30 protein-coding genes and 2 pseudogenes are annotated in these 25,704 nt (G+C 62.3%); 27 read left to right on the plus strand and 5 right to left on the minus strand.

Features of this window, described 5'->3' with window-relative positions; translation table 11 throughout:
* Window positions 1-6: 6 nt before the first annotated feature.
* From K426_RS02940 to K426_RS02950, 3 genes are all read right to left on the minus strand, one after another.
* Entirely contained in the window at window positions 7-1,800 is a 1,794-nt protein-coding gene (locus K426_RS02940) for an assimilatory sulfite reductase (NADPH) flavoprotein subunit (RefSeq protein ID WP_066553539.1), read from the minus strand.
* Between the two features lie 168 nt (window positions 1,801-1,968).
* Window positions 1,969-2,457 carry a DUF6306 domain-containing protein gene (locus tag K426_RS02945; protein WP_066553541.1) on the minus strand — a complete coding sequence of 163 codons (489 nt, stop codon included), beginning with the start codon at window positions 2,455-2,457 and terminating at the stop codon, window positions 1,969-1,971.
* 18 nt (window positions 2,458-2,475) lie between these two features.
* Window positions 2,476-3,324, minus strand: a complete 849-nt coding sequence (locus K426_RS02950; RefSeq protein WP_066553543.1) for a LysR family transcriptional regulator — start codon at window positions 3,322-3,324, stop codon at window positions 2,476-2,478.
* A 199-nt stretch (window positions 3,325-3,523) separates the two neighbouring features.
* Between K426_RS02950 and K426_RS02955 the strand changes: the two genes are divergently transcribed.
* The 23 genes from K426_RS02955 to K426_RS03065 all read left to right on the plus strand — a co-directional run bounded on the left by K426_RS02955 (window position 3,524) and on the right by K426_RS03065 (window position 21,479).
* Window positions 3,524-4,165, plus strand: a complete 642-nt coding sequence (locus K426_RS02955) for a peroxiredoxin (protein WP_066553545.1) — start codon at window positions 3,524-3,526, stop codon at window positions 4,163-4,165.
* The gene (locus K426_RS02960) at window positions 4,162-4,842 is read left to right on the plus strand and encodes a carbonic anhydrase (RefSeq protein ID WP_066553548.1); all 681 of its coding nucleotides are present in this window, start codon (window positions 4,162-4,164) and stop codon (window positions 4,840-4,842) included. Before K426_RS02955 ends, K426_RS02960 begins: the two co-directional genes overlap by 4 nt.
* Window positions 4,842-5,264 (plus strand): hypothetical protein, encoded by a 423-nt coding sequence (locus K426_RS02965; RefSeq protein ID WP_443018218.1) that lies wholly within the window; start codon window positions 4,842-4,844, stop codon window positions 5,262-5,264. The genes K426_RS02960 and K426_RS02965 overlap by 1 nt, the downstream gene beginning before the upstream one ends.
* Before the next feature lie 22 nt (window positions 5,265-5,286).
* On the plus strand, window positions 5,287-5,955 hold the full coding sequence (locus tag K426_RS02970) for a superoxide dismutase (protein ID WP_237229908.1): 669 nt from the start codon (window positions 5,287-5,289) through the stop codon (window positions 5,953-5,955).
* Between the two features lie 28 nt (window positions 5,956-5,983).
* Window positions 5,984-6,229 (plus strand): hypothetical protein, encoded by a 246-nt coding sequence (locus K426_RS02975; RefSeq protein WP_066553557.1) that lies wholly within the window; start codon window positions 5,984-5,986, stop codon window positions 6,227-6,229.
* Window positions 6,230-6,469: 240 nt separating this feature from the next.
* A complete protein-coding gene (gene rnk / locus K426_RS02980; RefSeq protein WP_066553560.1) occupies window positions 6,470-6,883 on the plus strand; it encodes a nucleoside diphosphate kinase regulator in 414 nt (137 codons plus the stop codon).
* Window positions 6,884-6,925: 42 nt separating this feature from the next.
* Entirely contained in the window at window positions 6,926-7,390 is a 465-nt protein-coding gene (locus K426_RS02985) for an RrF2 family transcriptional regulator (protein WP_257721806.1), read from the plus strand.
* A 130-nt stretch (window positions 7,391-7,520) separates the two neighbouring features.
* Window positions 7,521-8,606: a multicopper oxidase domain-containing protein gene (locus K426_RS02990; RefSeq protein WP_066553562.1), complete on the plus strand. Its 1,086-nt coding sequence runs from the start codon at window positions 7,521-7,523 to the stop codon at window positions 8,604-8,606.
* 12 nt (window positions 8,607-8,618) lie between these two features.
* The gene (locus K426_RS02995) at window positions 8,619-9,329 is read left to right on the plus strand and encodes a cytochrome C (RefSeq protein WP_066553564.1); all 711 of its coding nucleotides are present in this window, start codon (window positions 8,619-8,621) and stop codon (window positions 9,327-9,329) included.
* Complete coding sequence (locus K426_RS03000; protein ID WP_066553566.1) at window positions 9,329-9,718, plus strand: c-type cytochrome; 390 nt, start codon at window positions 9,329-9,331, stop codon at window positions 9,716-9,718. Before K426_RS02995 ends, K426_RS03000 begins: the two co-directional genes overlap by 1 nt.
* A 27-nt stretch (window positions 9,719-9,745) precedes the next feature.
* Window positions 9,746-10,669, plus strand: a complete 924-nt coding sequence (locus K426_RS03005; protein ID WP_066553568.1) for a multicopper oxidase domain-containing protein — start codon at window positions 9,746-9,748, stop codon at window positions 10,667-10,669.
* 141 nt (window positions 10,670-10,810) lie between these two features.
* Complete coding sequence (locus tag K426_RS03010) at window positions 10,811-13,063, plus strand: TonB-dependent receptor (RefSeq protein WP_237229910.1); 2,253 nt, start codon at window positions 10,811-10,813, stop codon at window positions 13,061-13,063.
* A 20-nt stretch (window positions 13,064-13,083) separates the two neighbouring features.
* The gene (hemA, locus tag K426_RS03015; protein WP_066553570.1) at window positions 13,084-14,298 is read left to right on the plus strand and encodes a 5-aminolevulinate synthase; all 1,215 of its coding nucleotides are present in this window, start codon (window positions 13,084-13,086) and stop codon (window positions 14,296-14,298) included.
* A gap of 41 nt (window positions 14,299-14,339) precedes the next feature.
* Entirely contained in the window at window positions 14,340-14,900 is a 561-nt protein-coding gene (locus tag K426_RS03020; protein ID WP_066553573.1) for a hemerythrin domain-containing protein, read from the plus strand.
* A gap of 250 nt (window positions 14,901-15,150) precedes the next feature.
* Window positions 15,151-16,797 carry a cytochrome-c oxidase, cbb3-type subunit I gene (gene ccoN / locus K426_RS03025; RefSeq protein ID WP_066553575.1) on the plus strand — a complete coding sequence of 549 codons (1,647 nt, stop codon included), beginning with the start codon at window positions 15,151-15,153 and terminating at the stop codon, window positions 16,795-16,797.
* 6 nt (window positions 16,798-16,803) lie between these two features.
* Window positions 16,804-17,529 carry a cytochrome-c oxidase, cbb3-type subunit II gene (gene ccoO / locus K426_RS03030; RefSeq protein WP_066553578.1) on the plus strand — a complete coding sequence of 242 codons (726 nt, stop codon included), beginning with the start codon at window positions 16,804-16,806 and terminating at the stop codon, window positions 17,527-17,529.
* 4 nt (window positions 17,530-17,533) lie between these two features.
* Window positions 17,534-17,704, plus strand: a complete 171-nt coding sequence (locus K426_RS03035; protein ID WP_066553581.1) for a cbb3-type cytochrome c oxidase subunit 3 — start codon at window positions 17,534-17,536, stop codon at window positions 17,702-17,704.
* Window positions 17,695-18,576 (plus strand): cytochrome-c oxidase, cbb3-type subunit III, encoded by an 882-nt coding sequence (gene ccoP / locus K426_RS03040; protein ID WP_066553584.1) that lies wholly within the window; start codon window positions 17,695-17,697, stop codon window positions 18,574-18,576. Before K426_RS03035 ends, ccoP begins: the two co-directional genes overlap by 10 nt.
* Window positions 18,576-18,761 carry a hypothetical protein gene (locus tag K426_RS03045; RefSeq protein ID WP_066553587.1) on the plus strand — a complete coding sequence of 62 codons (186 nt, stop codon included), beginning with the start codon at window positions 18,576-18,578 and terminating at the stop codon, window positions 18,759-18,761. Before ccoP ends, K426_RS03045 begins: the two co-directional genes overlap by 1 nt.
* An 18-nt stretch (window positions 18,762-18,779) precedes the next feature.
* Window positions 18,780-19,562: a DUF2189 domain-containing protein gene (locus K426_RS03050; RefSeq protein ID WP_066561275.1), complete on the plus strand. Its 783-nt coding sequence runs from the start codon at window positions 18,780-18,782 to the stop codon at window positions 19,560-19,562.
* A gap of 55 nt (window positions 19,563-19,617) precedes the next feature.
* A complete protein-coding gene (ccoS, locus tag K426_RS03055; RefSeq protein WP_066553590.1) occupies window positions 19,618-19,770 on the plus strand; it encodes a cbb3-type cytochrome oxidase assembly protein CcoS in 153 nt (50 codons plus the stop codon).
* Window positions 19,771-19,821: 51 nt separating this feature from the next.
* Window positions 19,822-20,286, plus strand: a complete 465-nt coding sequence (locus tag K426_RS03060) for a hypothetical protein (protein WP_066553593.1) — start codon at window positions 19,822-19,824, stop codon at window positions 20,284-20,286.
* A complete protein-coding gene (locus K426_RS03065; protein ID WP_066553595.1) occupies window positions 20,280-21,479 on the plus strand; it encodes an NnrS family protein in 1,200 nt (399 codons plus the stop codon). Before K426_RS03060 ends, K426_RS03065 begins: the two co-directional genes overlap by 7 nt.
* Window positions 21,480-21,544: 65 nt before the next feature.
* On the opposite strand, the gene K426_RS03070 is transcribed toward K426_RS03065, so the two are convergent.
* Window positions 21,545-22,243, minus strand: coding sequence for a phosphatase PAP2 family protein (locus K426_RS03070; protein ID WP_158511722.1), 699 nt, complete (start codon window positions 22,241-22,243; stop codon window positions 21,545-21,547).
* Window positions 22,244-22,269: 26 nt separating this feature from the next.
* Between K426_RS03070 and K426_RS30110 the strand changes: the two are divergent.
* Window positions 22,270-22,501: pseudogene (locus tag K426_RS30110) on the plus strand (hypothetical protein); the annotation flags it as partial.
* Window positions 22,502-22,572: 71 nt separating this feature from the next.
* Here K426_RS30110 and K426_RS03075 read toward each other — a convergent pair.
* Window positions 22,573-22,959, minus strand: coding sequence for a DUF302 domain-containing protein (locus K426_RS03075; RefSeq protein ID WP_066561278.1), 387 nt, complete (start codon window positions 22,957-22,959; stop codon window positions 22,573-22,575).
* 164 nt (window positions 22,960-23,123) lie between these two features.
* Here K426_RS03075 and K426_RS03080 point away from each other — a divergent pair, with 164 nt between their 5' ends.
* The 3 genes and pseudogenes from K426_RS03080 to K426_RS33030 all read left to right on the plus strand — a co-directional run bounded on the left by K426_RS03080 (window position 23,124) and on the right by K426_RS33030 (window position 25,628).
* Entirely contained in the window at window positions 23,124-24,380 is a 1,257-nt protein-coding gene (locus tag K426_RS03080; RefSeq protein WP_021243113.1) for an IS701 family transposase, read from the plus strand.
* A gap of 132 nt (window positions 24,381-24,512) precedes the next feature.
* The gene (locus K426_RS33025; protein ID WP_082748385.1) at window positions 24,513-24,791 is read left to right on the plus strand and encodes a CPCC family cysteine-rich protein; all 279 of its coding nucleotides are present in this window, start codon (window positions 24,513-24,515) and stop codon (window positions 24,789-24,791) included.
* A gap of 55 nt (window positions 24,792-24,846) precedes the next feature.
* A pseudogene (locus K426_RS33030) lies at window positions 24,847-25,628 on the plus strand (IS5 family transposase).
* Window positions 25,629-25,704 lie beyond the last annotated feature (76 nt).

Raw genomic sequence — 25,704 nt, forward strand, 5'->3', positions numbered from 1 at the left:
AGTCCTTCAATAGACGTCGCGCTGGTAGCGGTGATCGGCCTGGAGCGAGCGGACATAGTCCTCGGCTGCCTCGCATCCTGTGCGCGCTTCGCTCGCCACGATCTCGACTAGCGCCGCATGGACATCGGGAGCCAGATGAGCAGCATCGCCGCAGACATAGACGTGCGCGCCGTCCTCCAGCCACGCGAAGATGTCACGAGCGCGCTCGCGCATTCGGTGCTGGACATAGACCTTCTCCTGCCCATCGCGCGAAAAGGCGACATCCATCCGGCCAAGCGTGCCATCCTTCAGCCAGGCCTGCCATTCGGTCTGGTAGAGAAAATCGGTGCGGAAATTGCGTTCGCCCAAGAACAGCCAGCTCTGGCCCGCGGCTCCCCTCGCCTCGCGCTCCTGCAGAAAGGCGCGATAGGGCGCGACACCCGTGCCTGCTCCAATCATGATGATCGGGACATCGTCTGCAGGCAGACGGAAATGCGGATTGGCCTGGACATAGATCGGCAGGACAGTGTCGGGGTCGGCGCGGTCGGCCAGAAGCCCGGAAGCCACCCCGCTGCGCTGCTCCCCGTGCAGCGCGTAGCGCACGGGCGCCACCGTCAGATGTGCTTCGTCAGGCGCTGCCGACAAACTCGATGCGAGCGAATAGAGCCGCGGCTGCAAGGGGCGCAGTGCCGACACCAGGCCTTGCGGCATGACTGCGCCAACAGGAAACCGGCGGACGATATCGACAATATGATGCGTCCGCAGGAATACCGCGCGTTCGCCCGGCCTGTCCGCATCCTGCAACTGCCTGAGCGCAGTTGCCTCGCTCAACATGGCCCAGTAGTCGAGAAAGCGCGGGGTTGCGGCCGTGATTTCAAAGCGCCGGGTCAGCGCCTCGCCTAGAGTCAGGGTCTGCCCCTTGATCTCCAATGCAGCGTCGGGGGGCAGGGATAGCGCGCCGAGCAGCGCGGCGACCACTGCCGGATCGTTCTCGGCGGCGATGCCGAGCGCATCGCCGGGTTCGTAAGCGAGCGCGGAGCCGGCGAGCGAGAATTCAACGTGGCGGGTTTCCTTGGTCGATCCGCGCCCGACGATGGCGATGTTCTCGATTACCGCGGCAGGAAACGGATTGCGCTTGTCGTGCCTGGCAGCGGCGATAGCGCTGCCGGGCAGGACCGCGGCGGGTATCGCTCCTTGCGGGGCCACAGCGGCAATCTGCGCGATGACGGCCTGCGTCCACGCGGCGGCGGCATCCTCGTAATCGACATCGCAATCGACCCGGTCGCTGATCCGCCGCGCGCCCAGTTCCTCTAACCGCCGATCGAGCCGTTTGCCCGCCTGGCAGTAGTGTTCGTAGGTGGAATCGCCAAGCGCCAGCACGGCAAAACGCAGGCCCGGCAGCTTCGGTGCCTTGCGGCCCTCGACGAATTCGAAGAAGCCCGCCGCCGGCTGCGGCGGGTCGCCTTCGCCGTAAGTGCTGACAACGATCAGCAGGTCTTCCTCGTGCACCAGTTGCCGCACCTTGTAGTCGGCCATGTCCACCGCCGCAGCCGCCAGCCCCCGCGCAAGCGCAGCCGCCTCGGCGGCCCTCGCCACGTCGGCTGCATTGCCTGTCTCGGTCCCATAGAGGATCGTAAGCGAACGCGACGCCGGCCCAGGACCAGTCCCGCTCGCCGCCGCGGCAGGAAGCACCGCGCCAAGGCCGGCGAAGTAGCCGCTGAGCCATTGCGCCTGCGGCGGCGCCAGGCCGGCCGCCAATGCCTGGACCAACTGCCATTGTCTGGCGGCCAAGACCGCACCGGGCACTTCATTTACCGCCATGCCTGCAATCCCTCGACGACCGCGCCATACTTCCTGTGCGGGAGCCCCGGAGAAGTGGTCTACGCGGGTACTGTCGTCAGAAGCATTCGGTCAGGAGCGCGGTTGTCGCGCAGGCATTGACATGTTACAAATGCATATTATTGCATCTTCAATGCAATAAATTTTATTCTATTTCCGGGATTGCAGTCGCCCCAGAAAATCTTCGGCTGCCGCTACGTTATCACGATGCCTTTGCGCCATCTCGGCCAGATCGGCATGAAGCCGGTCATCGCGTATCCGGGGCATCAGCGCCTCCAGCTTGCGCACCACCCACTGCTGTCCGCGGTTGAGAAAGGACAGCCGTTCGACCGGATCGGCAATGGCCATCGCCCTGGCGTGAAAGTCTCCGGTGCTGTGCGATGGCGATCCGTCAAGACACCGGATATGCCGATCGAGCATCGCGCACCAGTGCGCCTCGTCTGCACGCACGTGCCGCATCAGTTCGGCAAATCCGGCAGGTGATCTTGTTTTCGCGCTCTCGGCCGCGACCCGCGCACCGGCCCTTTCTGCCTCCAGCAATTCGTTGAGGGCGGCGACAATTTCGTCCCTCCCCGCATATCCCATGTAGACGTCGTCGGCATCGGCCGCACCGCAGGGTGGGGAGGTAGGTTCGTTCATGGCATCACCTCATTTCCTTCATGCCGCGATCGCCGCAGCCGCACGCAAGCCCGCGCGCACCCGGTCCATGACCCCCGGGTCAGCCTTGGTCGAATGGACTGCATAGGCGGAGTAGGAAAACTCGGGGCTGCCGGGGACAAGGGCGAGCCGCCCTTCCTCAAGGTAGGAACGAATGAAACCCTTGCGGAAATAGCCCGCCCCGCCTGTCGCGAGGATATAGTCGAGCGCGAGCGGCCCATAGCTGATCGACACTACTGCATTGGGCTGATCGGCAAATGCCGCCTGGTAACTCGCCGCGAATTCCTCTCCCCAGTCGATGAGGACATGGTCCTCCGGCGCCAGCGGCTTGGTCGTCGGCGTCGTCCGGGCAAGGACGAGCTTCTCCTCGAACAGCAGTTCGGCAATCATGCCGGGCCGGCTCGGGGCGGCATAGAGCACCGCCACATCGAGCGAACCATCCTGAACCTGCTCCATCAGCCGCTCGGAGGTGTCAATCTGCGTGCTGACAGCGATCTCCGGACATTCGCGGCGCATCCACAGGAGCCAGTGCCGCAGGAGCGGGCTCCACAGGCTCAGTTCTGCCCCGATCGTTACAACCGTTTCGCGCCCCGGTGGCAGGGCCACCGCGCGCTGTGCCCTCGCCCAGACCTGGACAAGCGTGGTCGCAAACCGGTGAAACTGCTCACCGGCCGGAGTCAATCTGGCGCCAGCCTTGTTACGAATGAAGACGGGGCGATCCAGTTGCTCCTCCAGGACGCGAATCCGCGCGCTGACCGCCGTTTGCGTGAGGTTCAGGTTTTCGGCTGCCCGAACGAAGCTGCCGGTCTTCACGACTTCGAGAAATGTCCGGGCAACCGCAATATCCATACCCTAGGATTCCTTCTGACAATCGCCGAATATGACAGCGTTGATGATGGCCCTGCGCCGCCTGTCATGGCGCACGGCGACTGCACAGCACTTCCGGAACTATAATATCAAATTTCTTGTTTCCAAGCATGAATATCATTCGTTTGCTTGGTTATCAACCTGACCCCAAAATGGGTGAGCATTCCGACAGGAGCCGCTCATGACCATTCATCTCGGGCAGATCGCCCCCGATTTCGAACAGGACACAACCCACGGCCGCATCCGGTTCCATGACTGGCTGGGAACGAGTTGGGGCGTGCTGTTCAGCCATCCCAAGAACTTCACTCCGGTCTGCACCACCGAACTGGGTGAAGTGGCCAAGCTTCGTTCCGAATGGGACAAGCGTGATGTCAAACCGATCGGCCTTTCGGTGGATCCGGTTGAGGCGCACCACAAATGGGAACACGACATCGAGGAAACGCAAGGCGCCCGCCTCGATTTTCCGATGATCGCGGATCCGGACGGCCGGGTTTCCAAGCTATACGACATGATCCACCCCGAGAGCGATCCCACGGTCACGGTCCGGTCGGTCTTCGTCATCGATCCAACCAAGAAAATTCGGCTGATCCTGACCTATCCTCCAAGCACGGGCCGCAACTTCGCCGAAATCCTGCGTGCGATCGACAGCCTGCAGCTCACAGATGCTCGCAGTATCGCAACTCCGGTCAACTGGACGCCAGGGGAGCCAGTGGTCATTTCACCCAAGTTGTCGGACGAGGAGGCCGCGCGCCAGTTCCCGCAAGGCTTCCGCACCCTGAAGCCCTATCTGCGGATTGTCGATCTGCATGCCGGCGCTTCATGACCGGTGGCTTGCCTGAACCTGGAATTCCGGCCGCGCCGCAAGAGGACTGCGCGCTCACCGAACTTTTCGACCGCAACCGGGAATGGGCGAGCCGCAAGACAGCGAGCGATCCGGGCTTCTTCAAGAGGCTCGTTGGCCAGCAAAAGCCGCGGTACTTCTGGATAGGCTGCGCCGACAGCCGTGTGCCCGCCACCGAAATCGTCGATCTCGATCCGGGCGAGATGTTCGTACATCGCAACGTCGCCAATCTCGCAAATCCGGATGATCCCAATTTCCAGGCCGCCCTGCAGTTTGCGGTCGAGGCACTCGAAGTCGATCACATCATCGTGGTTGGCCACTACGGATGCGGCGGCGTGGATGCGGCAATGGCCGGGACCGAGCCCGGCGGCGCCATCGGCCTGTGGCTTGCCCCCCTTAGGAAGCTGTACCGGAACACTTGCGCCAGCCATGACGCCAGCCGCGACGGGCGCGCGGTTTCATCCGAGGAACTCTGTCGGCGCAACGTCTCGGCCCAGGTTGCCGCGCTGGCCGCAAATCCCGTCGTGCTTGCGGCCTGGAGCCGCGGCACGCCGCTCATGCTCCATGGTTGGGTCTACGCCATCGGTGATGGCTTGCTCGAGGCCGTCCAGCCGCCGGTCGTTTCAGCGCAGTGGCTGCCGGCAGGGAAGCTGGAGTGATGGCCTGTCATGCACCACTTCCGGCTAGGACGGGTACTGCGCTGGCACCGCTACGCGGCGCGATCGCGTCTTGTCTTGCCGCCACCGCGCCGTCACGCGAACTGGACGCAGCAATCGGCAAGTCCATCTTTCCCGCATTGGCCGACCTTGAAGAGCTCGAACCGGGCATCTGGCGCCAACAGGATGGCAACCGTGTCCGGGCGCTGAACTATACGCGGACCTGGTCAGCGGCAGCCTCGTTGGTGCCCACTGGCTGCTGGATCGAGCATGACTGCCTGGACGTCATCGTCATGAGTGCCGAGGACCGGTCGCGGGGAACGCATGACATCCTGCCCATTGCGCTGTGCCTGGCCGCGCTGCGCGCCCGAATGCGGGCTGCAGATGCCGGAATGGCACCCGCGAACCAATCCGAGGAGATATGAAATGCCTGAAAGGAGCCCATCCTTGACAGCTACCGCAGCGTCGTCTGCACCCGCGACCTTCACTCTGCCGCCGTTACCTTACGGCTATCAGGATCTTCAGCCCCATCTCGGTGAAGAGACCCTCCACGTTCATCACGATCGCCATCACGCCAAATATGTCGAAAACCTCAACCGCCTGCTATCCGAGCAGAGCCTCGCCCCGACCAGCCTTGAGGACGTGATCCGGTCTGCCGCCAGGACGGGCAACGCCGCCTTGTTCAACAACGCGGCGCAAGCGTGGAATCACAGCTTCTTCTGGGAAAGCATGACGCCCGGGACTGCGGGGCCGGAGGGACGGCTCGCCGAGGCCATCGTCAAAACCTTCGGCAGTCCGGAGAAGCTGCGGGAACGCTTCATCGCCGTAGGGCTAGGGCAATTCGGTTCGGGCTGGGTCTGGATCGTCGCCCGCAACGGCGTCCTCGAAGTGCTGTCGACCCATGATGCCCAGACGCCGATCAGCGATGCCACGACGATCCCGCTGCTGACCTGCGATGTCTGGGAACATGCCTATTACATCGAGCATCGGCAGGACCGAGCCGCCTGGCTCACAGTCTGGTGGAGCAAGCTCGCCAACTGGCGGTTCGCCGAAAAGCAATTTGCCGCCGCCACCGGACAAGGCGCCCTCTGGAGTTTTCCTGCGGCAACGCATTGAGCACACGCTCTGGAAAGGATGGATAGACATGCTGGTAGACATATTCCTGGGCCGGAACCGGCAAACGGCAACAGCCGAAGGAAGCTTCCATTTCTCCAACCCGCCGGTTCCCGGCGAAGAGGTGGAACTGGCCGGTGTGCGCCTCAAGGTGATGGAGGCCTGGCACAGGCCGGACATCTATTATCGCGGAGCCAAGTTCGCGATCCTTGTTGCAGACGCGGTCGAAATGCCACTGACGCTCCAGCAAATGGATGATGCAGGCGCCTTTGCCTGATTTGCGGGGAAGGGGCGCCAATCAGACCAGCATATTTGACTTGTCGATGCGGTCGTTGCACGCTCGCATCATGTGGTCTCAATCCATCCAACCGCGTTTTCGCGTTCACGCAGGTCAGCTTCTCGCGGGCAACTAGCCCCGGGATCCGGTGCGGTGTGCTCCGGTCTCGGGGCGAAAATCCTCTCCATCGCCGCGATTTGATCGCGGACCCGCGATACAAGCTCCGGATTTTGCATTGTCATGACCACGAAGAAGGCCACACGGCGGCCGCCGATACACATGATAGATGTCGAGGCTGATACACTGACTGATCTCGCGTTGAGTGCCGAAGCGCGGGTCCCGGAAGTCAGTCGGCAATTGCTCGACGAAATTGCACGCGCCACCGTCCATGACGCGGCCAGCCTTCCGCCCGATGTCGTCACGATGCATTCCACAGTGGAATTCATCGACGAGGCGAGCGGTGCCGACCGGACAGTCAAACTCGTTTTTCCCCGGGACGCCGATATCGCGGCCGGGCGTGTGTCCATTCTCACGCCTGTCGGCGCCGGTTTGATCGGTCTGCGCGCGGGCCAATCCATCCTGTGGCCTGACCGCGACGGGCGTGAACGCAAACTCACCATCGTCAATGTCTGCAAGAGTGCAGACAAGACCTGACATGGCGCGAGGCGGCTCCAAACGGTTGCCTCGAAAATCGACTTGGCCCATGTTGGCATCGTGCATCTCAGCCTGCAAACCGATTACGGCCTGCGCATCCTCATGCTGCTCGCCTCAGCCGACCGGCAAATGTCGGTCGATGAGATCGCACGCAGCTATGGCATCTCGCGCAATCATCTGGCCAAGGTGGCGCAGCGCCTGCAGCAATCGGGCTACGTCGACACGGCTCGCGGGCGCAGCGGCGGCTTGCGCCTGGCCGTTCCGGCAAGAGATCTGAACGTTGGAACCATCGTCAGGGATCTCGAAAACCTCGAAACCTTCGTCGAATGCATGTCGCCGGCGCGGAACATGTGCCCTGCGTTCGGCGTCTGCGGCCTCCAGAGTGCCCTGGGGCTGGCCCTTGGCGACTTCCTTAAGCGACTGGATAGCTACACCGTCGCCGACCTCGTGCCTGACACTGCCTGGTTCAACGAACAGCTCAGCCGGAACCTTCCGGCCACAGACTGACGCCGATTAGCCAGCCTGACGGGCAATCAAGCAAAATTATTACACTAAAAAAACAACATTTTTCACTTTCCACTACGCACAATCCGCCCATAAATGAGGTATTAAACATACCTATTTAAGGGGCGGGGACATGCCAAAGCTTACCAGACGCGATGCGGTTCTGACCAGCCTGGCGGCGGCGGGCGCGCTTCCCGTTCTGAGTTCGGCCTCTGCGTCGGCCGCCAGCGCCCCCTCGACATCGACAAGCACAGGCCGCGCTTCCCACAAGTTCGAAATGAACATCGAGGACACGCGGATCACGCTGGTCGGCAACCAGACGTTCCACACCTTCGCCTTCGCCGGCCAGGTTCCCGCCCCCCTGTTCCACGTCGGCGAAGGCGACCTTGTCGAAGTCACCGTGAACAACCTCACCACCCTGCCTCATTCGATTCACTGGCACGGCATTCTCCAACGCGGCACCTGGCAGATGGACGGCGTGCCCGACATGACCCAACTGGGCATCCAGCCCGGCGACAGCTTTACCTATAAGTTCGTCGCCGAGCCGGCCGGAACGATGTGGTATCACTGCCATGTCAACGTAAATGAACACGTCGCCACCCGCGGTATGTGGGGGCCATTCATTATCGACCGAAAGCGCCCCACGCCAATCGAGCGCGAAATCACCGGCGACTACATCATGATGTTCTCCGAGTGGGCATCGGCCTGGGCGGACAAGCCTGGGCAGGGAGGCGTGCCGGGCGATGTCTTCGACTTTTTCACCATCAACGGGAAATCGTTCCCCGAAACGCAGCCACTCCGGGTGAAGGAAGGCGATGTCCTGCGTCTGCGCCTGTTCGGAGCAGGTGGCGGATTCCATTCGATCCACATCCATGGCCACGTCTTCGAAATCGCCTTCAAGGACGGCCATCCGCTGCCAGCGCCAATCAAGGCCGATACCGTGCTGGTCGGTCCCGGAGAACGCTACGACATCATCCTTCGCTGCGACAACCCCGGCCGATGGATGATCCATGATCACATCGATCACCACACCATGAACGGCCACACGCCGCACGGCGGGGTGATGACCGTCATCGAATACGACGGCATTCCGCGCGACCAGCCCTGGTATCACTGGGGCCACAAGCAGTTCGTGCCCGACTTCTACTACGAGCAGAGCCTGAAGAAGCCCCACGGCATCCACACCAACCCGACTTTCAAGGGCACCCCGATCACCTGAGGAGGCGGCACGATGCGCATTCCCCTGTTTCTTGCCGCAGGCGCGACCATTGCCGCCCTGATGTTCTCGGCAAGGCCAGCTCCAGCGGAGCCGGCTGCCGCAGCGGATGCAGCAAGCGCCATTCCAGCCAGTTGCGCCTCGTGTCATGCGCTGACCAAACCCGACAATCCCACCGTCGAGCGTCTGTGGAACCGCAAAGGACCGGACCTGTGGTATGCCGGCGACAAATTCAACCGCGACTGGCTGGTGAGCTGGCTGCAGAATCCCACGCCGATACGTCCGGGCGGCGTGCTGTGGTTCAAGCATGCGAAGCCGGGGAGTCCGCGCGATACGCTGGACACGGCCGCGATCGAGAAACATCCGCCGGTCGATGCCGCTTCTGCTCCCCGGATCGCCGACGCCTTGTCGCAGCTCAAGAGCGCAGGACTCGTCAATCCCGGCGAGTTCAAGCCCGAGGGCGTCAACCTGACGATGGGCCAGATGTCCTTTGGCAAGCTGCGCGGCTGCACTTCCTGTCATCAGGACAAGCCCGGCCAGGGCGGCCTGTCCGGCCCCGAACTCTATGACGCGGGCAAGCGGCTGAAGCCGGACTATGTCCTGGCCTATACCCGCGACCCGCAGCAATTCGACCGCTTCATCTGGATGCCGCGCCTGACGCTGACCGACGCCGACCTCCAGCGTCTCACCGGCTATGTCGCCTCACTCGGCAAGGAGGGCAAGTGATGGTCCGTTTTGGAATCCTCGCGCCAGCCGTCGCACTGCTCGCAGGCTCGCTGGCGCTTCACCAGCCCGCCTCCGCAGGCGCCGAAAGTCCGAAGATCCAGGCGTCCGCCCGGCTCTACGACACCTATTGTGCGCAATGTCACGGCGTCCAGCGCAACGGCAAGGGCATCAACACGGTCGGGCTTTCGGTGCAACCGCGCGATCACAGCGACACGGTCGCCATGGCCTCGCTGCCACGCGACCAGATGATCCGCGCAATCACCGATGGCGGCGCTTCGGTCAACAAATCGGCACTGATGCCATCGTGGTCTTCGGTCCTCACTCACGAACAGATCGAGGACATGGCCGACTACCTCCACTTCGTCTGCAAATGCGGAGAGGCGAAGTGACCCGCTCCATCAACCAGGGGGAACCTTATGCGTAAAACCATGTTACTGGCCGCTTCGGCACTCGCGGCTCTCATCGCACAGCCATTGCTTGCGAAAGAGATCAATCTGCGGCTGACCGCCAAGGAGGTGATGCTGCCCATCGACAACAAGGGAACCATGCAGGCATCCTGGACCTATGAAGGCCAGATACCGGGACCGGTCCTGCGCGTGACCGAGGGTGACCGCGTTACCATCACGCTGACCAACGATCCCGCCAACAAGAATTCGCACTCGATCGATCTGCACGCTGCCCGCGTTGACGTCGTCAAGGACTTCGAAGCGATCAAGCCCGGCGAAACCAAGACTTTCAGTTTCGTCGCCACTTATCCGGGCGCCTTCTACTACCACTGCGGCTCGGACCCGATGTACCAGCACATTGCGCGCGGCATGTTCGGGGTCATCCTGGTCGATCCGAAGGATTCCAAGGCCTTGCCCAAGGCCGACCGCGAATATGTGCTCGTTCAGTCGGAAATCTATGCCAACCCGGATGACCTTCACTCGATCATGAAGAGCAACTGGGAGCATGTTGCGTTCAACGGCATGGCCTTCAAGTATGATCCCGTCCACGATCCGGCGGCCACGCGGATGTTGGTCGCCAGGCCCGGCGAGCGGGTCAGGGTCTATTTCGTCAACGCCGGCCCGAACGAATATTCGACGCTGCATCCGATTGCAGGCATCTGGGACGCCGTCTATCCCAGCGGCAATCCCAAAAACCGCAAGACCGGGCTGCAGAGCCTTACCGTCGGACCCGGCGATGGTGCTACTCTCGACATCGTCTCGCCGGTCGCGGGCGCGAATGTGATTGTCGATCACTCCATGTCACATGCCCATACCGGGGCGATGGCCGTGCTCATGTATTCCGATGACGCGGATCCCAAGATGGGTCGGGGCGACCTCATCCTTGTGCCCTAGGCACAAGCAAGCCCCCCCTCTGGTGCGTGGTCGCACCAGCGCCGTGGTTCCCGGGACGACCCCTTGGCTCCTGCCGGGCCGATGAATGCGGCAGGAGCCTCGTCTCGGGAACCACGACGGAAACGACTTGTGAGATCGACGATGAAACGGCCGGACATGACATATGCAATCACTTTGGGATTGCTGGCCCTATCATCGCCAGCCCTGGCCGATAACGAGCCGGAAGAAAATCGACTGGTCGCTAACTTCCGTCCGACGCCCGGCGACGAAATCCTCGTTATCGGCCAGAAGCACAACGACCGGATCGAAAACGCGCCGTCCACGCGCGTCTCCATCGACGAAAGCCGGATAAACGCCACGGTCAACGCCGCAAGCGTCGAAGACACGATCAAGTATCTGCCAAGTCTGGTGGTACGCAAGAGGCACATCGGCGACAATTTCGCACCCATCGCAACGCGAACATCGGGGCTCGGCGCCAGCGCCCGCAGCCTGATCTACGCCGATGGCGCGCCGCTATCGGCACTCATTGCCAACAACAACGGCAGCGGCAGTCCGCGCTGGAACATGGTAACGCCCGAGGAAATCTCGCGGATCGACGTCCTTTACGGCCCCTTTTCCGCTGCTTATCCGGGAAACAGCATCGGCACGGTCGTCAACATCGTCACACGCATGCCCGATGCGCTGGAGGCGCGGCTGAGCGTACTGAGCAACCTCCAGCGGTTCGACCAGTACGCCACCAGCCGGACGCTGCCGACATGGCAGGTCGCCGGCTCGATCGGGGACCGCTTCGGACCACTTGCCCTGTTCGCGAGCGCGACGCACACCACCGCCAACAGCCAGCCGCTGGCCTACATCACGGCTGCCAGCGCCCCGGCAGGCGCCACCGGCGCCTTCGACGATCGCAACCGCACCGGCACTCCGATCAAGGTGCTCGGCGGCGGCGGGATCGAGCATCACCTTCAGGACAATTTCAAGCTGAAGGCCGCACTCGAACTGAGCCCGGATGTGCGCATCACCTATATATTCGGTCTGTGGCGCGACGACAGCCGAGGCACGGTAAAATCCTACCTGAGCGATGTGACCGGTGCGCCTGTCTACACCAGCGCGTTCTCACCGAACGTCTATACCCGCGATGCCTTGCATTGGTCGCACGTGGCGACCGTTCATGGCGAAGGAGACCACTTCGACTGGCATCTAGTCGGCACGGTCTATCGCTATGGTCACGACATACAACGCACGCCCGGCGGAGCGCTCCCCGCCGCCTTTTCCGGCGGGGGCGGCAACGTCCAGCGGCAGGACGGAACCGGATGGACCACGTTCGACGCCAAGGCCGCCTGGCGCTCATCGGACGGTGCACATGTCCTCGGCTTTGGCGGCCACTACGACCGCTACCGGGTCGAAGCCGACCGTTACACCACCGCCGACTGGACCGGGGATCAGCAGGGCGCGCTCAACCAGTCCTCGCGCGGCAAGACCCGCATGCTGGCGCTCTGGGTGCAGGACGCCTGGACGATCAGACCGGGCCTGACGCTGACGCTGGGCGGCCGCCATGAATGGTGGCGCGCCTACGAAGGCTACAACTTCTCGGCTACTCCGGCGCTTGTCGTCAATCAGCCGGAGCGCGCAGCCCAGGGGTTCTCGCCAAAGGCCACGCTCGAGTGGCAGCCTAGGGCGGGTTGGAGCGCAAAACTGTCGTTCGGCCAGGCCTACCGTTTCCCGACAGTGGGCGAGCTTTATCAGACCGTCACCACGGGCACTGTGCTGAGCGTGCCCAATCCGGACCTCAAGCCCGAGCGCGCGCGATCCGCGGAACTGGCGCTGGAACACCGCGACGCCCGCGGCACACTGCGCCTGTCGCTGTTCAACGAGGTGGTCGATAATGCCCTGATCGCCCAGAGTGGCCCGCTACCGCCGATCACCGGTACGTTCAGCTTCGTCCAAAACGTCGATCGCACCCGCGCGCGCGGCATCGAAGTGGCGGTCAACCACCGCGACATCGTGCCGGGAATCGACCTGTCGGGCAGCGTGACATACACCGACGCCAGGACAGTCAGAGATGCGATCTTTCCTGCCGCGGTCGGCAAGCTGCTGCCCAGCGTCCCACACTGGAAAGCCAGCGCAGTCGTTACATGGCATGCAAGCAAGGCGATCTCACTGGCCACGGCCGTGAGATATGCCAGCCGTAACTACGCGACGCTCGATAACAGCGATAGTGTCGGCAACACCTATCAAGGTTTCTACAGGTATTTCGTCGTCGATGCGCGCGCGCTGTTCCAGGTGTCGGAACATCTCGAATTCGCGGTCGGGGTCGATAACCTCAATAATGACAAATACTTCCTCTTTCATCCGTTTCCGCAAAGATCGTTCACCATCGAAGCAACGTGGAAGCTGTGAGGAATCAAGGAGGCGTCGAGATGAACTACGACCAGATTTTCGACTCGGCGATTGAGCGCCTTCATTCGGAAGGCCGCTACCGGGTCTTCATCGACATCCTGCGCAACAAGGGCGCCTATCCCAACGCGCGCTGCTTTGCCGGGCACAATGGTCCCAAGCCGATCACGGTGTGGTGCTCGAACGATTATCTCGCCATGGGCCAGCACCCCAAGGTCATCGCCGCGATGGAGGAAGCGCTCCACAATGTCGGCGCGGGCTCAGGCGGCACGCGCAACATCGGCGGCAACACGCATTATCACATCGAACTGGAAGCCGAACTCGCCGACCTTCACGGCAAGGACAGCGCGCTGCTGTTCACCTCGGGCTATGTCTCGAACGACGCCACGCTCTCCACCCTCGCCAAGGTCCTGCCGGGCTGCGTGATCTTTTCCGACGAGCTGAACCACGCCTCGATGATCGCCGGCATCCGCAATTCGGGCGCCGAAAAGAAGGTCTGGCGGCATAACGACGTCGAACATCTCGAACAGCTGCTGGCGGAAACCGATCCCGCCCTGCCCAAGCTGATCACCTTCGAGAGCGTCTATTCAATGGACGGCGACACCGCGCCGATCCACGCGATCTGCGACCTGGCCGACAAGTACAACGCCCTCACCTACATCGACGAGGTCCACGCCGTCGGCATGTATGGCGTACACGGCGGCGGCATCTCCGAGCGTGACGAGGCCGCCGGCCGGGTCACCATCATCGAGGGCACGCTGGGCAAGGCCTTCGGCGTCATGGGCGGCTATATCGCGGCCGACAGCCGGATCATCGACGTGATCCGCTCCTACGCGCCCGGCTTCATCTTCACCACCTCGCTCTCGCCGGTGCTGGTCGCCGGCGTGCTCGCATCGGTCCGCCACCTCAAGGCCTCCAGCGTCGAGCGCGAGGGCCAGCAGGCGGCTGCCGCCTTCCTCAAGGCCAGCTTCGCCGCGGCCGGGCTGCCGGTGATGGACACGGTCACCCACATCGTCCCGCTGATGGTCGGCGATCCGGTCAAGGCCAAGCGGATCAGCGACATCCTGCTCGCCGAATACGGCGTCTACGTCCAGCCGATCAACTTCCCCACCGTCCCGCGCGGGACCGAGCGGCTGCGCTTCACCCCCGGCCCCTCGCACACCGAGGAGATGATGGTGGAGCTAACCAAGGCGCTGGTCGAAATCTGGGAACGCCTGGAGATGAAACAGGCCGCGTGAGGGCGCAACGTTCGACGATGGAACCCAATCGGAGATAAGACATGACGGACAATGCCGCGATCGAGATGCTCGGCAGGGAGCATGAGATTATCCTGAGGGTCGTTCTCGGCCTGCATGGTCTTGCGCGGCATCTCCGCGAAGGCCGCAGTACCGATGCGGATCTGCTGCTTGAAGCAGTCATTTTCATGCGTGAATTCGCCGACAAATGCCATCATGCCAAGGAAGAGGAAATCCTGTTTCCCGCAATGGTCGCGCACGGCGTCCCCCTGCACGGCTGCCCGCTGGATGCGCTGCTGCATGAACACAAGGAAGCAAGGCATCTCGTCGGACAGCTGGAGGAGGCTGCCAAGGCTTATCACGCAGGTGAGCCAGGCTCCGAAGGGAAGGTCATAGCGGCCATCGAGCCCATCGAGCGCCTTTATCCGGAACACATCTGGAAAGAGGACCAGATGGTCTTTCCGATGGTCGAACGATTGGTGCCTGCCGAAGCCCGCAGGCAGATATTTGCGGAGTTTGAGGAAGTGGAGGCGCGCAATGCTCCTGGAACCCACGAGCGCTTCCATCACTTTGCAGCCCGCCTGTCGACCGCTGCCGGGCAATGATTCCAGGTTGCTCATACCCCGGCAGTCTCACTTGCAGCCAGGGACACCAGCAGATCCGCTGGCGGCTCGGCAGCTCCGGACCACATTCGACGCTTGCCCCCGCTGGATTGGAGGCCGTGCATTGTCGCTGCTGGACCTCGCCCGGTATTACCACAAGAAATTGCTGCAAAAGCAATTTTGCAACAATAAGCGGTATGTCAAATGCATCTTCTGTGATAATTCCTGGCATGTCCTTTGAGGGAGTTCGCGCGTGATCTCAGGTCTCACCTTAAGCGAACGCCAGGCGGCGATTGCCATTCTGACCGTGGGAATGATGATTGGTATCGTCATGGCTGCGGCGGCGGCGATGCGCGCCGATGCCATGGAAATTCACGGCTATATCGTAGCGCTGTACAGCCTTGGCCTCCTCGCCGTGGTCCTGCGCGGATATTTTGCGCCGGAACCGGACGATACGCGACTGGCCTCATATTACGATGACCCGAGCAAGGCCGGGATCATCCTGTCCATGGCGTGGGCCGTGTTCGGGATGTTCATGGGCGTCTGGGTGGCATTGTTGCTGGCCTTTCCCGACATGACCTTCGACACGGCATGGGCCAGCTTCGGGCGCATGCGACCGGTCCACACCACCGGCGTGATCTTCGGATTTGGCGGCAATGCGCTGATCGCCACCTCCTACCATGTCATGCAGCGCACATCGCGCGCGCGGATGCCGGGCCAGTTCAGCCCGTGGTTCGTTCTGCTGGGCTACAACCTGTTCTGCATCCTTGCGGTGTCGGGCTATTTCATGGGCATTACCCAGTCGAAGGAATATGCCGAACCGGAATGGTATGCCGATATCTGGCTGGTCGTGGTCTGGGTGACCTACCTCGTGCTCTACCTGCGAACGCTGGCGCGCCGCAAGGAGCCGCATATCTACGTCGCCAACTGGTATTACCTGGCGTTCATTCTCGTCGTTGCGATCCTGCACATCGTCAACAACCTGGCGGTGCCGGTGTCCTTTGCCGGCGCCAAGAGCTATTCGGCGTTCTCTGGCGTGCAGGACGCGATGACGCAGTGGTGGTATGGCCACAACGCGGTCGCCTTCTTCCTCACCGCCGGTTTCCTCGGCATGATGTACTATTACCTGCCCAAGCGGGCTGGGCGGCCGATCTATTCCTACCGCATGTCGATCATCGGCTTCTGGGGGATCACCTTCTTCTACATGTGGGCGGGGTCGCACCACCTGCACTACACGGCGCTGCCGCAGTGGGTGCAGACGCTGGGCATGACCTTCTCGCTGATGCTGCTTATCCCTTCGTGGATCGCGGCGGCCAATGCGCTGCTGACGCTGAACGGCGCGTGGGACAAGGTCCGCGACGACGCCACGCTGCGCTTCATGATGATGGCCGCCGTTTTCTATGGGCTGTCGACATTCGAGGGATCGTTCATGGCAATCCGTCCGGTCAATTCGCTATCGCATTATACTGACTGGACGATCGGCCATGTCCATTCGGGCGCGCTGGGCTGGGTCGCCATGATCACCTTCGGCTCGATCTATGCGCTGGTGCCATGGTTGTGGAAGCGTGAGCGGATGCATTCCCCGGCGCTGGTCGAGGTGCACTTCTGGCTCGCCCTGGCGGGAACGCTGATCTACGTCTTTGCCATGTGGAACTCGGGCGTTCTGCAGGGCCTGATGTGGCGCACCTACAATGACAGCGGCACGCTGACCTACTCCTTCCTCGATACGGTCGTGGCGATGCATCCCTACTACATCGCGCGGGCCATCGGCGGGCTGTTCTTCCTGACCGGCGCGTTGGTGGGCAGCTACAACATCTGGATGACGATCCGCCAACCGACGTCCGCCGTTGCGCCGCCGGGAGATGAGCCCGTCCTCGCCCACCTCCAGCCTGCGGAGTAAACGGCGATGTTCGGAATCCACTACCGGCTTGAACGCAAGTCTATCACACTCGTGCTCGCGATCATGGTCGTCGCAAGCATTGGCGGCCTGATCGAGATCGCCCCCCTGTTCACCATCGACGAAACGGTGGAGACCGATCCGGACATGCGGGTCTACACGCCGCTCGAACTGGCCGGGCGCAACATCTACATCCGCGAAGGCTGCTATGCCTGCCATTCGCAGATGATCCGCACGCTGCAGGACGACGTGGATCGGTATGGCCATTATTCGCTGGCGGTGGAGTCCAAGTACGACCACCCGATGCTGTGGGGCTCAAAGCGCACCGGTCCCGATCTCGCCCGCGTCGGGGGCAAGTATTCCGACGCCTGGCAGGTGGCGCACCTCACCAACCCGCGCAGCGTGGTTCCGCAGTCCGTCATGCCGAAATACGGCTGGCTTAATACCACAGAATTGCAGACCACCTATCTTGGCGAGCACCTGAAAGCGCAGCGCGACGTAGGTGTGCCCTATACCGACGCGATGATCGCGAATGCGCCAGCCGACGCTGTCGCCCAGGCCTCGCCCGATGGCGACACGCAGGGGCTGATGAAGCGCTATGGCGCGGCGACGCAGGTCCGCTCATTCGATGGCGACAAGCGCACCGTATCGGAAATGGATGCGCTGGTCGCTTATCTCCAGGTTCTGGGCAAGCTTAGCAACGCGGCCCAGGCACCCGAACCGGCAGGAAAGTGACCCGATGGACATAGCCCATTCCACGCTGGTCGGTTTCTCCAAGTCGTTCGGGCTGGTCTACTTGCTCGCGATGGCGGCGGTAGCTCTGGCTTACGCCTTGTGGCCTCGGAACCGGGACCGGTTCGACAAGGCAGCCCGGGACATCATCGAGGACGAGGACAAGCCATGGCTGTAACCGAACGCGATCCTCACACCGGGCACCAGACAACCGGCCATGAATGGAACGGCATCAAGGAACTGAATACGCCAGTGCCCCGGGCGGTTTGGTTCTTCCTGATCCTCAGCGCCTTGTTCGCCGTGGGCTACTGGATTCTCATGCCGGCCTGGCCGCTTGGCCGCACTTATACGCACGGCCTGCTTGGCGTGGATCAACGGACGACCGTGACCCGGATCGTTGAACGGGCCGCGCAAGAACGCAGCGCCTGGACCGGCCGGATCGCCGCGCTCGATTACAACCAGATCCGCGCCGACCCGGCCTTGATGAAGATCGTCCGGGAAGACGGCCACCGCTTGTTCGGCGACAATTGCGCGGCCTGCCACGGCGTCAATGCCACCGGCGGCAAGGGCTTTCCCAACCTCACCGACCGGGACTGGCTGTGGGGTGGCAGCCCCGGAACGATCGCGCAGACCATCGCGGTTGGCGTGAACAGCAGCAAGAGCAAGGATACGCGCGTCAGCCAAATGCTGGCGTTTGGCCGCGATGGCATTCTCGACAACAACGCCGTTCTGGCGGTGACCGATTATGTCCTGTCGCTGTCGGACCCGGCCCATGCATTGGGCAGAACCGCGCAATCGGTCGCTGCGGGGCAGGCAGTCTTCGCGGCCAATTGCGTCGCCTGCCACGGGCCGGAGGGACGCGGCAACCAGGCGCTGGGCGTCCCCAATCTCACCGATCACACATGGCTTTATGGCGGCGATGCAGAGTCGGTCTATACGTCGGTGTACGGTGGCAGGCAGGGCGAAATGCCCGCCTGGCAGAACCAGCTCAGTCCGGTCGATCGCAAGATCCTCGTGGTCTATCTCCTCGACAAGGGGGCCGGACGGTGATGACCGCCCCTTCCCGCCGCTCGATCGTGATCTTGTGCGGCATCGCGCTCGTCGTCGTGCTGCTTGCCAATGCCCATCTGGTCTATGTCGCCACCAGTTCGCAACCGCGATGCGTGGCGCATGCCAAGGCCGGCGAACAACCCGTAAGCCCCGGCGTCTTCACTGCGGCCCAGCCGTCATGCTGACATGATCAGGAGACGATGATGACCACCATCCCCCCTATCGTCCCGCCGCTCCCTCGGGTCAGTCCCTATGCCCGCAACCTGCCAGCCAGCAGTGCTGTCGCCTGGCTGCGCGCGGGATGGCACGACCTGACGCGCGATCCATGGCCAAGCCTGCTCTACGGCCTGTTCGTGTTCTTGCTGTCCGCCGCGATCATCGTGGGGCTGGTGGTGCTGGAATGGGACTTTGCCATTTTCCCGGTGCTTGCCGGCTTTCTCATCCTTGCGCCGGCGCTGGCCATCGGTCTCTACGCCAAGAGCCGCTCGTTGGAGGAAGGTCGACCGGTGTCGCTGGGGCACATGCTGATGCCTCGGGCGCAGTCGGGCGGCCAGATCCTGTTCACCGGCGCGATGCTGTGCGGGCTGCTGCTGCTGTGGATGCGGGCGGCGGTGCTGATCTACGCCCTGTTCTTCGGGGTGCGGCCGTTTCCGGGGTTCAACCATATCGTGCAGATGCTGTTCGCCACGCCGACGGGGCTGGCGATGTTGCTGGTCGGCTCGGCAGTCGGCGGCCTGTTCGCCGCCTTTGCCTTTGCCATCTCGGCCTTTTCGATCCCGATGATGCTCGACCGGCGGCTCGACAGCCTGACTGCGATGGGCACGAGCTGGGCGCTGGTCTGGAACAATCTGCCGGCCCTGCTGGTCTGGGGTGCGGTGGTGCTGGCGCTGTTTGTGCTTTCGGTGGCGACCGGGATGATCGGCCTGATCATCGTGTTTCCGTTGCTGGGCCATGCGACATGGCATGCCTGGCGCGCGGTTCGCTGACGATGTCGCCCGAGATGCGTCATCCTCTTCCCCAGACCAATCGTGACATCACCCGATGAGTGCGCTGATCTTCCTGATACCTCTTTCGATCGCTCTTGGCGGTCTGGGTCTCGCTGTATTCTTCTGGGCATTCCGGACGGGTCAGTACGAGGATGTTGCCGGAGCGTCGGAGCGGATTTTCCTGGACGAGGATGACAAGCCGCTATGACCGGGCCAGACTCCACGCCCAGCCAGACCCAAACACCCCTGGAGCATGGCCATGGATGACTTCATGATCGCCCGCGTGATCCACATAGCCTCCATCGTGCTGTGGATCGGCGGCGTCGCCTTTGTCACCACGGTCGCCATGCCGGCGATCCGGCGCGACACTCTGCCGGATGAGCAGCTCTCGGGATTTCATCGGTTCGAAGGCGGCTTTGCCCGGCAGGCGCGCGTCTGGGTGGCGCTGGCCGGCCTCAGCGGCTTCTGGATGGTCTGGCGCGCCGGCTTGTGGGAACGGTTCGGCCAACTCCAATTCTGGTGGATGACGGCTATGGTGGCCGTTTGGACGATGTTTGCCATGATGCTGTTCGTGCTCGAACCGCTCGTCATCCATAAGCGCATGCGCCATTCGTCCACGCCAGCCGCCGACTTTCGCCGGATGGAGATCATGCATCGCATTCTGCTGGCGGCCTCGCTGATCACAATCATCGGCGCTGCTGGCGGGAGCCATGGCTTGTGGTAAAAGCCCCCGTCGTCCTTGCGACCCCGCACCGGCTGCTGTTTCTCGTCGGCGCGGTCCAGTTCGCCTTGGTCATAATATGGTGGGGCGCAATGCTGTTCGCCCTCGGCGGGATGGGGCCGCACCTTGAGCAACCCATCCCCGCAAGCCTGCTGCATGCCCCGATCATGTTGTTTCTCGTGCTTCCGGCGTTCTTTTTCGGCTTCCTCCTCACGGTATTTCCGCGCTGGACGGGCTTTCCTGATTCGGCGCCGATCATCTACGTCCCAGTAGGCCTGGCCTTCCTGCTGGCAGCGATCATGCTGTGGACGGGCCTGCTTGCCGCTGTGCCCCTCGCCATTGTCATTGCATTCGGCGCGGCGGCGACAGGCTGGATCTGGGCGCTGGGCTGGATGCTTGGCTGGCTGGTTCGCGAGTTGCGCGCTGGCCGGTCGCCAACGTGGCACGGCTGGTCGATCTTCGGCGCCGTCTGCGCAGGCTTCGGCTGCCTGATCGGGGTTATCGCGGGATTGCGATCGCTGGATGGTATGCTGATCCACGTGTCCAACGTTGCCGGCCTCGCCCTGTTCATCCTCCCGGTCTTCATCACCGTGTGTCACCGCATGGTCCCGTTCTTCGCAGGCAATGTGGTGACGAACTATTCGCGCTGGAGGCCTTTCTGGGTCCTGGCTGCCTTCTGGATCGCCAGTCTTGCCGAGACTGGCGCCTATTACCTTTCCGCTTCTGGCGTGGCTGCGGCATGCAATGCAGTGCTCGCGTGCCTGACCGGCCTCATGCTGTGGAAGTGGTGGCCCGGAAGGCGTGCACCCGGCTTGCTGTGGGTTCTCATCCTGGGATTTGCCTGGGCGCCTCTTGGCTTCGCCTGGACGGCCTGGTCCGGCCTGTTCGCACCGGAGAGCGCCAGGGGAGGCATCCACCTGCTCACGATCGGCTTTGCTGGCAGCCTGGTTATCGCCATGGTCACGCGCGTGAGCCAGGGGCATTCGGGCCGGCCACTGGCCATGCCCGCCCTCGCGTGGTTAGCCTTTGCCCTGGTCCAGGTTTCAACCGTGCTGCGATTGGCTGCGGCGCTGTCCGCTGAAGCTCTCCCCTTGCTGATCCTGTCCGCCTTCTGCCTCGCGGCAGGCCTATTGCCATGGGCCGTGCGGGCGATGGCGATTTACGTTCAACCTCGCGTGGACGGCAAAGCAGGATGACTCCATGGCGCAAGTTGGCCTTGTCGCGCTCCATGGCGTTAATTTTCAGACCATGAGCATCGCCTTCACGACGTAGAAACCAGAGAATAGCGGGCCGCAGCCAATCTCCACGCCAGTGCCCAACCCGCACCAAGCGCCCAGCCAGCCGCGACATCGCTAGGCCAGTGGACGCCGAGATAGAGCCGCGACAATCCGATCAGGATCGTCAGCGTCATGGCCACAGCCATTATGTAGATTCGCGCCGAACGGCCTGGTTCCACATCGCTGGCGAGCGCGGCGATGGTGAGATAGACCAGCGCGGAATTTGCGGCATGGCCGGATGGAAAGCTCATCGATTGGGCCGCCACCAAATGATCGACAAGTTCTGGCCGGGGCCGTCCGAAGGCATTCTTGAGAAAAAATATTGCACCAGCGCCGCTGAGAGTTGCGGCCGCGAGCATCAACGCGCGGATGCGTGCCCCTTTGATGACGAGATATCCGCAGGCGGCAAAAATCAGCAGGCCAAGCAGGGTCGTCCCGCCGAGGCTCGATACCTCAATCATGCTTTGCTTGAGCCAGGTCGGACCGATCGGAACGTCCGGATGCCCTGCCACCCGCAACGACAGCAGAATTGCCGCATCAACCGCACGTGCATCTCCTTCAGCCACTTCGGCCCAAATTTTGAGAAACACGAAGAAAAGGCCGGCGACAGTGGCCAGCCCGGCAAGTAGGCGCAGGGGCAATCCCAAAGAGTCCCGGAATCGGGGGAGTTGCAGTGATGCCATTCTCAAATCCTGCTCCGATTGCATGGGATACCGTCTCCATGACCATGAACCTCGGCTATCTCGTCGACACAGCCATATTCGCCAGTCTGTTGGTGCTGCTCGTATGGTTGCAGATGCGCGCCCGAACCTTCCCACCCTACGCTCTATTGGACGACGATCATCGCATCGACCAAGGCGGGCAGCACCATGGCCGATGTTGCCACCCGTTCGCTCGGCATCGGTTATACCGGGGGCTCAACCCTGCTCCTTGGCTGCATCGCCATCCACGCGTAGCCCAGGTATCAACATTTCTGTGTTGATCGGGAACACTCAGGGCAGGAAGGCCTTGGCTACAGGCTTTCGATCGCTCCGTGAAGCTTCTCGCGAACCTGTTCAGCGGCGCGCTTTAGTTCTGGGTTTTCGATGGCCATCATTGAGGCGACCGGGTCAATCGCGGCGGCCTCGATCTTTCCATGGCCCAAATCCTGAACGACGACGTTGCACGGCAACATGGTGCCAACTTTGTCCTCGATCTGGAGCGCCTCGTGCGCCAGTTGCGGATTGCAGGCACCCAGAATGCGGTAGTCGCGAAATTCAACCCCGATCTTGTTCTTGAACGTATTTTTGACGTCGATCTGGGTGATGATCCCGAATCCGTGCTGCCTCAGTGCCTCGGTGGCACGTTGCACCGCACTCTCGAAATCCGTCTCCAGGGTCTTTGCAAAATAGTAGTTCATCGTGCCATCCTCGTCCGACAAGGTGAAAAATGCCTGACCAACCGGTCCTCGGTTGTGCACCCGCGCGGATATACTAGCACTACTTTGGCAGAAGTGTAATTTTTGGGATTCCCCTTCGGAGGAATGCGTGATTCATAGGGAGCCAGCTTTTGTGGAGGCTGGCGATGGAAGAGGATTGGCGGCGGGACCTCGAACAGTGGCTTGAGCCGTATTTGCAGGCTCTGGCCAACAAGACGCGGCGGCGGATGTGTCCGGCTTATATCGCCGGATTGATAGGCCCGGGCGATCGCAAGAGTATCCAGCCGATGGCAGCACGCATCGACGCGCTCAGCTATGACCGGCTACACCATTTCGTCGGAGCAGGGATCTGGGACAGCGCGCCGCTGGAGGCGACGTTGTGGCGACAGGCTGATGAGCTGGTCGGCGGCGACAAGGCCTGGCTTATCATCGACGACACAGCGCTACCCAAGAAGGGCAAGGCCTCGGTCGGTGTCGCGCCGCAATACGCCACGGTGTTGGGCAAGAACGCCAACTGCCAGACCTTGGTATCGGTGACGTTGGCCTCGGGAGAAGTTCCGGTCATGCTGGGTTTGCGGCTGTTCCTGCCGGAAAGCTGGACCAGCGACACTGCACGGATGGCCAAGGCGGCTGTGCCCGAAGCATTTCGGGCCTATCGCACAAAGCCTGACATCGCGATTGAGGAGATCGACCGCATCATCGCTGCCGGCGTGCGCTTTGGCTGCGTCCTGGCCGATGCCGGTTATGGCCTGTCCGCACCGTTCCGGCAGGCGCTCAGCGCACGGGGCCTCTGCTGGGCGGTCGGCATCCCCCGCCACCAGAAGGTCTATCCCTCAGACGTGCAGTTGATCTTCCCGGTGGCGGGACGTGGACGACCGCGTGTCCGGCACGTACCCGACGTCAAATCCCTGGCCGCCCATACCATGCTGGAGGAGGCGAAGTGGCGGAAGATCAGTTGGCGCCGCGGAACCAAAGGCCGTCTGAGCGCCCGCTTCGCTGTCATGCGCGTGCGGATCGCTGATGGCGCGCCACAGCGGATCGGTGCTGCTGGCGCACAGCACATGCCAGGCGAAGAGGCTTGGCTGGTGGGCGAGCATCGCTCCAGCGGCGAGCGAAAATACTATCTTTCCAACCTTCCCGCCGACACGCCAGCCAAAGATGTCGCCGGCGCCATCAAGGCGCGCTGGGTCTGCGAACAGGCGCATCAGCAACTCAAGGAAGAACTTGGTCTCGACCATTTCGAGGGCCGCTCGTGGACCGGGCTGCATCGCCATGCGCTCATGACAATGATCGCCTATGCCTTCCTGCAAACACGAAGGCTCGCTCAGACGGGGCGGAAAAAAAAGAGTCTCCGGTCCGCCCCCTCAGCCGAGCCTACCGGCTGTACGCCAAGCTATCCTTGACCGCTTATCGCGCGCGCCGCCGCGCCATTGCCCTCATTGCGGAGGATGCCTGGCAACTGCACATCCTGCAATTCTGCCAAAGTAGTGCTAGGTCCTGTTGACAAAGTTGGTCACTACGGTGACTTTGCTTGAATGAAGTTTCGCAACGTCATTGAACCTTATACGGAAGGACGGGCCTTCAGGTGTCCCTGCTGCCGCTTCGCGACGCTCTCGGAGCGAGGCGGCTATGAGGTTTGCCCCGTGTGTTTTTGGGAAGATGATGGCCAAGACGACCACGATGCCGAGTTGGTCCGGGGCGGTCCGAACGGCTCGCTATCATTACGTCAGGCGCGGGTGAATTTCGCAGAGTGCGGTGCCTGCGATGTTCGCCACCGCAAAAATGTGCGTCCACCCGCAGACGCTGAACTCTGACGATTCACAAATGGGTTGATCTCTGATTCAAGGCTGCCTTTTGCAGGGAGCGGCGATGGCGCGTGGAGATCTGACGGACGAGGAATGGGACGTGATCGAGGGACTGCTGCCCTCGGAACGCGGTCGAAAGGCGCGCCCTGCCCATGACAATCGGCGATTTCTGAATGGCATGCTTCATGTGCTGCGTGTTGGCTGCCCGTGGCGGGACATGCATGAACGCTACGGCAAGTGGAACTCGGTCTATGTGCGGTTCCGGCGATGGGCCGAGCAAGGCGTCTGGGATGCAATCCTGGCGACGCTGGTCGAGTTCGGACTGACCGACAACTGGCAGCACATGATCGACAGCACCACGGTTCGCGGCCATGTTTCGGCAGCGGGCGCTAAAGGGGGACTCATAAGGAGGCTTTTGGTCGATCACGCGGCGGCTTTTCGTGCAAGGTCCACGCCCGCTGCGACAATCAGGGACGCCCTCTCGGCTTCATCCTGACCGGCGGCGAGGCCTCGGATTACGGGGCGGTCGATGACCTCATGGCATTGCCCGTCAACATGCCCAAGGCTTTGCTGGCAGACAAAGGATATGATGGCGATGCGGTCCGGGCGAACCTGCTGATGCGCGGCATCCTGCCAATCATCCCGCCAAAGGCCAACCGGCGCGAACCTATCGCCTGCGACTTCCGTCGCTACAGGGACCGCAACCGCATCGAACGCATGTTCGGTCACCTCAAGCATCAACGGCGCATCGCAACCCGCTACGACAAGACTGCGCTCTCGTTCGCCAGCTTCCTTAATCTCGCCGCCATCCGTCGATGGCTACCGAACTTTGTCAACAGAACCTAGCCAATGCCGGCGTCATCGGTCCGGGCGTTACCGGATTCACCATACCCGAGGTGCTGGATATCCTGAGGGTCCCCAG

The organism is Sphingobium sp. TKS, from assembly GCF_001563265.1.
GTDB lineage: Bacteria > Pseudomonadota > Alphaproteobacteria > Sphingomonadales > Sphingomonadaceae > Sphingobium.

Excerpts from the sequence above, each read along its gene's own strand:
- K426_RS02975 (WP_066553557.1), top strand. The coding sequence starts at position 5,984 with ATGCTGGTAGACATATTCCTGGGCCGGAACCGGCAAACGGCAACAGCC.
- K426_RS02965 (WP_443018218.1), top strand. The coding sequence starts at position 4,842 with ATGGCCTGTCATGCACCACTTCCGGCTAGGACGGGTACTGCGCTGGCA.
- ccoP (WP_066553584.1), top strand. The coding sequence starts at position 17,695 with ATGGCTGTAACCGAACGCGATCCTCACACCGGGCACCAGACAACCGGC.
- rnk (WP_066553560.1), top strand. The coding sequence starts at position 6,470 with ATGACCACGAAGAAGGCCACACGGCGGCCGCCGATACACATGATAGAT.
- K426_RS03020 (WP_066553573.1), top strand. The coding sequence starts at position 14,340 with ATGACGGACAATGCCGCGATCGAGATGCTCGGCAGGGAGCATGAGATT.
- K426_RS03050 (WP_066561275.1), top strand. The coding sequence starts at position 18,780 with ATGACCACCATCCCCCCTATCGTCCCGCCGCTCCCTCGGGTCAGTCCC.
- K426_RS02955 (WP_066553545.1), top strand. The coding sequence starts at position 3,524 with ATGACCATTCATCTCGGGCAGATCGCCCCCGATTTCGAACAGGACACA.
- K426_RS03005 (WP_066553568.1), top strand. The coding sequence starts at position 9,746 with ATGCGTAAAACCATGTTACTGGCCGCTTCGGCACTCGCGGCTCTCATC.
- hemA (WP_066553570.1), top strand. The coding sequence starts at position 13,084 with ATGAACTACGACCAGATTTTCGACTCGGCGATTGAGCGCCTTCATTCG.
- K426_RS03075 (WP_066561278.1), bottom strand. The coding sequence starts at position 22,959 with ATGAACTACTATTTTGCAAAGACCCTGGAGACGGATTTCGAGAGTGCG.
- K426_RS03035 (WP_066553581.1), top strand. The coding sequence starts at position 17,534 with ATGGACATAGCCCATTCCACGCTGGTCGGTTTCTCCAAGTCGTTCGGG.
- K426_RS33025 (WP_082748385.1), top strand. The coding sequence starts at position 24,513 with ATGAAGTTTCGCAACGTCATTGAACCTTATACGGAAGGACGGGCCTTC.
- K426_RS02945 (WP_066553541.1), bottom strand. The coding sequence starts at position 2,457 with ATGAACGAACCTACCTCCCCACCCTGCGGTGCGGCCGATGCCGACGAC.
- K426_RS02950 (WP_066553543.1), bottom strand. The coding sequence starts at position 3,324 with ATGGATATTGCGGTTGCCCGGACATTTCTCGAAGTCGTGAAGACCGGC.
- K426_RS03070 (WP_158511722.1), bottom strand. The coding sequence starts at position 22,243 with ATGGCATCACTGCAACTCCCCCGATTCCGGGACTCTTTGGGATTGCCC.
- K426_RS02990 (WP_066553562.1), top strand. The coding sequence starts at position 7,521 with ATGCCAAAGCTTACCAGACGCGATGCGGTTCTGACCAGCCTGGCGGCG.
- K426_RS03080 (WP_021243113.1), top strand. The coding sequence starts at position 23,124 with ATGGAAGAGGATTGGCGGCGGGACCTCGAACAGTGGCTTGAGCCGTAT.
- ccoS (WP_066553590.1), top strand. The coding sequence starts at position 19,618 with ATGAGTGCGCTGATCTTCCTGATACCTCTTTCGATCGCTCTTGGCGGT.
- K426_RS03045 (WP_066553587.1), top strand. The coding sequence starts at position 18,576 with ATGACCGCCCCTTCCCGCCGCTCGATCGTGATCTTGTGCGGCATCGCG.
- K426_RS02995 (WP_066553564.1), top strand. The coding sequence starts at position 8,619 with ATGCGCATTCCCCTGTTTCTTGCCGCAGGCGCGACCATTGCCGCCCTG.
- K426_RS03000 (WP_066553566.1), top strand. The coding sequence starts at position 9,329 with ATGGTCCGTTTTGGAATCCTCGCGCCAGCCGTCGCACTGCTCGCAGGC.
- K426_RS02960 (WP_066553548.1), top strand. The coding sequence starts at position 4,162 with ATGACCGGTGGCTTGCCTGAACCTGGAATTCCGGCCGCGCCGCAAGAG.
- K426_RS03010 (WP_237229910.1), top strand. The coding sequence starts at position 10,811 with ATGAAACGGCCGGACATGACATATGCAATCACTTTGGGATTGCTGGCC.
- K426_RS03060 (WP_066553593.1), top strand. The coding sequence starts at position 19,822 with ATGGATGACTTCATGATCGCCCGCGTGATCCACATAGCCTCCATCGTG.
- ccoO (WP_066553578.1), top strand. The coding sequence starts at position 16,804 with ATGTTCGGAATCCACTACCGGCTTGAACGCAAGTCTATCACACTCGTG.
- K426_RS02940 (WP_066553539.1), bottom strand. The coding sequence starts at position 1,800 with ATGGCGGTAAATGAAGTGCCCGGTGCGGTCTTGGCCGCCAGACAATGG.